General features: G+C 59.8%; 5 protein-coding genes. 4 read left to right on the top strand and 1 reads right to left on the bottom strand.

Annotation, left to right across the window (positions count from 1 at the left end; translation table 11 throughout):
• From ACFE0K_RS04740 to ACFE0K_RS04755, 4 genes are all read left to right on the top strand, one after another.
• Window positions 1–550: SIMPL domain-containing protein (locus ACFE0K_RS04740; protein WP_434534969.1), on the top strand; the 550-nt coding region annotated here is incomplete at its 5' end.
• A complete protein-coding gene (locus tag ACFE0K_RS04745) occupies window positions 550–1578 on the top strand; it encodes an AraC family transcriptional regulator (protein ID WP_434534970.1) in 1029 nt (342 codons plus the stop codon). The genes ACFE0K_RS04740 and ACFE0K_RS04745, both read left to right, overlap by 1 nt.
• 197 nt (window positions 1579–1775) lie before the next feature.
• The gene (locus tag ACFE0K_RS04750; RefSeq protein WP_434534971.1) at window positions 1776–2084 is read left to right on the top strand and encodes a hypothetical protein; all 309 of its coding nucleotides are present in this window, start codon (window positions 1776–1778) and stop codon (window positions 2082–2084) included.
• A gap of 168 nt (window positions 2085–2252) precedes the next feature.
• Window positions 2253–3713 (top strand): DUF3336 domain-containing protein, encoded by a 1461-nt coding sequence (locus ACFE0K_RS04755; RefSeq protein ID WP_434534972.1) that lies wholly within the window; start codon window positions 2253–2255, stop codon window positions 3711–3713.
• Between the two features lie 22 nt (window positions 3714–3735).
• Here the strand turns inward: ACFE0K_RS04755 and ACFE0K_RS04760 are convergent, their stop codons facing one another.
• Window positions 3736–4275 (bottom strand): DUF4113 domain-containing protein, encoded by a 540-nt coding sequence (locus tag ACFE0K_RS04760; RefSeq protein ID WP_434534973.1) that lies wholly within the window; start codon window positions 4273–4275, stop codon window positions 3736–3738.
• Between the last annotated feature and the right edge of the window lie 28 nt (window positions 4276–4303).

The following is a 4303-nucleotide window of genomic DNA, read 5'->3' on the forward strand; positions in this document are numbered from 1 at the left end:
GGTAGCGACTGCCCGCGAACAGGGGGACGACATGGCTGCCATGAAATCCCTCGTCGACGAGACTGTGGCCGACATGCTCGACCTGGCGGACGATCTGGATATTGAGGAAAAGCAGGTCCGCGCCAGCGATCTGCACGTCCAGCCGCAATGGCAATACCAGCCGGAGCGTAAACTGGTCGGCCATCAGGTAAGCCGTGACGTGACCTTCCGCGCCAATGGCCTGGACACCTATACCCAACTGCTGGATGGCCTGGCCAAGCAGGGCGTTCGTGATATTCGCCCGGCCGGCACCGAAGTCAGCAACGCGGACGAACTGGCCAACCAGGCCCTGGAAAAAGCGGTGGCAGACGCTCGCCAGCGAGCCAGCATCATCGCCGAAGCCGCTGACCGGGAGCTGGGCAAGGCGATCCAGATCCAGGCACAGGATTTCCAGCCCCCGCAGCCGGTAATGATGATGGCGCGGAGCGAGAAAAGCGGTAGCGCCGACAGCTACCGACCCGGCGAAACCGATATCACCGCCCGGGTCCAGATCACCTTCGAACTGGATTAATGGATAATCTCGGTCAGATCTGCAGCGCCGCGCTGCAGCAGTACCTTGCCCACGGTGAAGCCCGGGGACTGGATATTGCTGCAGCGCTGGATAGCGCAGCCCTGGATGCGGAACGGGTCCGTCAACCGGACGCCCGCATTCCCGGTGCCAGTTTCCAGACGCTGCTGCACACTCTGATTGATCACTCCCGCGACCCTCTCTTCGGCCTGCACACCTCCGAATTTGTCCAGCCGGGCTCCTACAATGTGATGGGTTACATCGCCATGAGTGCCGGCACCCTTCAGGAAGCCCTGTCCAAGGTCAGCCTCTATGAAAAGCTGGTGGGCGACATGGGCACCACCGACACCCGTATTGACGAGAATCAGGCCGCCATTCGCTGGGACTGTCGCTACATACAACAACCCGCTCGCCAGCACCTGATAGACAATGTGCTGGGTTCCTGGATCCGTTACGCCCGCTGGCTGACCGGCAATGACCAACTCGCCCCCGCCGAAGTCTGGCTGGAACACCCCAGACCCAAACCGGCACTGGTGGAGGAATACCGGCGGGTGTTTCTCTGCGAGGTGCGGTTCGCACAATCCTGCTCTGCCCTGATTGGCCCACCGGGCCTGCTGGAGCAACCCATTCGCCAGCCGGACCCGTTATTGCTGTCGACCCTGGAAGCCCACGCCATTCAACAGCTCCACCAACTGGGCGTGGAAACCAGCCTGGGCCAGCGGGTAAAACAGTGCATTCAGGATGCCATCGGCCATTCCCTGCCGCGCAAGGAAACCATTGCCGAACGGCTGGGCATGAATGTGCGCACCCTGCACCGTCGGCTCGCAGATGAAGGACACAGCTGGCAGAAACTGCTGGACCAGGTGCGACTGCATCAGGCCCGGCAATTGCTCTGCCAGAGCCAGGCTCCCCAGGCAGAAATTGCCGAAGCACTGGGCTACTCGGATATTCGTTCGTTCCAGCGCAGCTTTAAGCGACATACCGGGATGACGCCTGGCCAGTTTCGCACGCAACAAAAGCCGGATTTGTAGGAAATCACTTACACGCCTTATCGGCTTTTTCTTATGCGCATTTCCTCATAACCCCGTTCAGTATCTACCCCGCCGCCGCTGGTCGTTATCGCTTTGCCCATACCGCCAGCGGTTGACTACAACAGTCCCCAAGGGATCACGAAGTTCCCCCAAACCACCGGCCCCGCCGGTTTCGGGAACCGTTACAGGGACGCACCATGAATCGCAAAATTTCCGTCAGTGGCCTCACCCATGACTCAGCCAGCGCCTTTGTCTCCATGATGGGCATCATCAACGGCCGCTGCAGTGTTATCTGGGAAAATGCCGACCCCGGTCAGGCCGACGTGCTACTAGTGACCGCCAAGGAGGGTCGTCGAGCCACCACCAGCCAGAGTGACAAACCCTGTATCCTGGTCTATCCCAGCTCCCAGGACCGGCCCGACGCCCCCTTTACTCTCTCCCATCCATTCCGTGCCATGAACATGATCCGGGTACTGGAAGATGTTGCCCGGGCGCTGCCCGGCTGACCGCCCCACCCCATCAGCTTGCGCTGATCGCCTGATAGGCAATTCTGCCCATATAAACGCGGCCTTTTCTTTTTGGCCGCGTTCTTTTTGTCCTACAAAGCCTTAATTCTCCCCATGGGTCATGGCTATACTGACATCAGCTAATGACAATAATGAGCGGAGACCTGAATGAAAGGCACTCTCAAGCAACTGGATCGGGCCATCGAGCACGCTGAAACCTACGAAGAATGGTACGAAGCCAGCCGCGAACACGACCGTCTTTCCGGGGCGGACGAATGGAAAGAAATTGATCGCTCCCCCCATTATGACTACGAGCTGATCCGCAATCGCCTCTGGCAGATCCGCCAGGCCCGTGAACGCCATGATGTGAACAAGCTGGTGTTCCACCTCCACGAAGGCCTGCATGGCAACCTGGGCAACATTTCCAACCCGCGGCTCTATCAACAAACTCGCGTGGGCACCAAACGCCTGATCGAGAATTACCTCGAAGAAGTCACTATCGCCCTGAACTACCTGTGCGACACCAACTTCAAGGAATTCGGACTCAAGGAAAAACTGGATTTCTTCGAAACCACCGGCCAGGCCTTTGGCCAGAGCTGTCTGATGCTCTCCGGTGGTGCCGCTCTGGGCCTGTTCCATATCGGCGTTGCCCGCTGCCTGTGGGAACAGGGCCTACTGCCTTCAGTGATCTCCGGCTCCAGTGCCGGCAGCATTATTGCCTCCGTTGTGGGTACCCACAACGATGAAGAGCTGAAGCTCAAGCTGGAACCGGAAAACATCTACCTGGAAGCCTTCAAGGTGCTGGGCTGGAAAGGCATCGTTCGTGGCACCCCGGTGCTGGATGGCGACCACCTGGAAGCCTGCCTGGAAGAAAACATCCTCGACATGACCTTCGAGGAGGCCTACCGGCACACCGGCCGCGAAATCAACATTACCGTCAGCCCCTACGACCGTAACCAGCATGCCCGGCTGCTCAACTGGCGTACCTCGCCCAATGTGCTGATCCGCAAGGCATCCCTGGCATCCTGCGCGATTCCCGGCATCTATCCCCCGGTCTCCCTGTGGGCCAAGAATATTGATGGCGAGCGGGTTCCCTACATCCCCGGTCGCAAATTCGTGGATGGCTCCATCGTCGACGACCTGCCCATCCGCCGCCTATCCCGGCTGTATGGCGTCAACCATTCCATCGTCAGCCAGACCAATCCCCACGTAGTGCCTTTCCTGTCGCGTAACGAAAATACCGACAGCTCAATGAGTACCCTGGCGGACTGGGGCCTGAAAAACGTCTCCATGAATCTGCGCTACGCTCTGCAATTGATACAGCGCCGGGTGGAATCCAACGACGTGGGTCTGATGTTCGACAAGGCCAAGAGTATGGTCACGCAGAAGTATATCGGCGATATCAACATGATCCCGCCGCGCCAGCCCATGAATGCCTTCAAAGTGCTCAATAACCCTACCCTGCAGGATGTGCGCAACTACATCCGCAAAGGGGAAAAGGCGACCTGGCCCAAGCTCGACATGGTGGCCAACACCACCGCCATCAGCCGCACCTTCCGCGACTGTCGCGCCCGTCTGGACCGTATCGAGGAACGTATGCTCGAGCAGGTTCCGATGACCGCTGTCTGAGCCCTGCCTTCTGCCCCGTGGCTCATCGGGCCCGGGGCAGATCGCTCCAGCGGGTGGTATAGGCCGGCGACAAATGCGCCCGGCGCATGGCCCAGACACACCGTTCATTCTGATTCATTCCCCGACCCGCCAACCATACCTTGCCTTTGCCGCTACGGTTGATGGTATCCATCACCTGCATCAGCGCGTTCCCTTTTTCCGCTTCGTCGTCTTCCCGAAACAGGGTTACCTGCTCGCGCCCCGCTGGCCCCAGGTCTGTCAGCATGACGCCCGCCTTGCCGTATCGATAACCGGCCTGCCAGAGGGCCGCCGCCATCTCCACCGCATGACGCACCATCACCCGGGTATCCGCCGTGGCTGGCGACAGACTTGCCCGGGCAGAATCGGGGAATAACTGCTGCGGCTTGCCCACCGGGGCTGTGCGGAGATAGACACTGATAGCAACGGCACTGAGTCCTTCTGCACGCATGCTTTCCGCCGCCCGGGCAGCGAAGTCACTAACCGCCTGGCGCCCCGCTGCCAGCGACGCCAACGGCTCACCGACAGAGCGGGAATGAATAATCTACTTACGAGGGTCCTTCCGGGCCACC

The sequence above is a fragment of the Alcanivorax sp. genome (assembly GCF_051117345.1).
In the GTDB taxonomy this organism is placed as follows: Bacteria; Pseudomonadota; Gammaproteobacteria; order Pseudomonadales; family Alcanivoracaceae; genus Alcanivorax.